General features: G+C 68.9%; 1 protein-coding gene. It reads right to left on the bottom strand.

What is annotated here, in order from left to right; translation table 11 throughout:
* Positions 1 to 162 precede the first annotated feature (162 nt).
* Positions 163 to 1,539, bottom strand: coding sequence for an IS1380 family transposase (locus ABT254_RS46420; protein ID WP_351483751.1), 1,377 nt, complete (start codon positions 1,537 to 1,539; stop codon positions 163 to 165).
* Between the last annotated feature and the right edge of the window lie 125 nt (positions 1,540 to 1,664).

The raw sequence follows: 1,664 nt of genomic DNA, 5'->3' as shown, positions 1-1,664 counted from the left end.
CCTCGAACTTTCGTGGTGGGCCGTCGACGAAGTCGGCGGCCCATTTTGTTGTCGGTGGTGGAGGGCGGGCAGGCTGAGGGCCCGGGTGTCGTCTCGGGTGGACGCCGGGTTCCACTGCTCCGGGCTGGATCCACTTGTCGCAGGGACGGGTGAGTCCGCTGGTCATCCGGGGTTCGGCAGGAGTGCGAGCCGTTCGAGGGCGTCGGTGATGTCACGGGCCCAGGGCCAGTGGTGGGCGAGGCGGAGGATGCGGCGCCGGCCGGTGGTGACGAGCTGTCCGGCCGCGGAGAACAGGCGGAGCCGCAGGCGACGGGGTTCCCAGAGTCGGGCTTTGCCGGTCAGAGCGAGCATGGGCATCCAGGCCAGCAGGTCGAGTGCGATCTGGACGATCTCCAGCCAGACCTTGTTCTGCGTGGTGTGGTGGAGGGGCAGGTTGCGCAGGCCGGTGGACCGGGCGGACCGGATCCGGTCCTCCGCCCGGGCCCGCAGACGGTGACGCAGCTCGAGCTCGGCGATTGGCCGACCGGTCGTATTGGTGGCGAAGCAGGTGATCCGCATGCCGTCCGCGTCCGTGATTCTCAACTGGGCGCCGGGGTGGGGTCGTTCCTTGCGGACGATCAGCCGCATGCCGCTGGGCCAGCCGTCCAGCAGCCTGCCCGTGAGCTCGGCGATCCAGGCTCCGTCGCGGACCTGGCCGTCGGCCTCGACGGCCGGCGTCCATGCCGGGCCGGGGATCTTCAGCACGTGCTGGTGGATCGCCTCGGTGATCACCATGCCGACCGAGTAGGACAGCCATCGGCCTCGCTTCGCCAGCCAGGACACGAAGTCGTGGGTGCCGCCGGCGGAGTCCGTGCGGATCAGCGTCCGCCGTCCTCGCCGGTACTTCTTCGGCAGTTGAGCCAGGGCCCGTTGAGCGGTGGTGATGTGGTCGGCGGCCGTGTTCGAGCCCGCGTTACCCGGTCTGAGGAGAGCGGCGACCGGCTCTCCGGTTCCGCCCGGGCCGTGGTCGACGAAGGCCGTCAGGGGGTGATGGCCGTAGGTCTTCTTCCAGGTCGCGGCCGCATCCTCCTTGTCGGAGTGCGCGATCACGAGGACGCCGTCGATGTCGACCGTGACCCGTCCATCAGCGTCCGGGGCGTTCTTGCCCGCCAACGACCAGACCCGGCTGCGGACTTCGGCCCGTGCGGACCGGATGGCCTGCAGGGCTTTCTCGTCGGAGCCGGCGAGGGTGTCGATCAGGCGGGAGACCGTCGGGTCGGAAGCGACCGGCCCGAAGACGGCCGGCTCACACCTCAGCACCGCGACGTCCGCGAGGCAGTCCCCGCCCAGCGCGACCGCCAGAGCAAGGTCCAGAAGGATCTTCCCAGGATCGTGGACGGCCCGCGGCTTGCGCCAGGACGCCAGGGCTGTGGATATCGCCTGGTCAAGGCCGATCTTGCGGACCGTCTCCAGCAGCAGGACCGCACCGGCCTGCGAAGCCACCCGCCGACCGTTTCCCTGGACACGGACACGCGGGTACGACGAGATAGGCTCTCTCACCTGGAAAGTGCTCTTTTCCTTGCAGCCAACAGGACCCTCAGCAAGTCCCATCGTTGCAGGTCAAGGGCACTTTCCGTGTTGCTGATCAGCTCCTGGACAGCTCACCTCGTGAAAGCGCGAGGCTA

This window comes from Streptomyces sp. NPDC001137, assembly GCF_040298885.1.
Taxonomy (GTDB): domain Bacteria; phylum Actinomycetota; class Actinomycetes; order Streptomycetales; family Streptomycetaceae; genus Streptomyces.
Note: the sequence above shows the minus strand (reverse complement) of the source record. Positions and strands in the feature narration are given on the sequence as shown.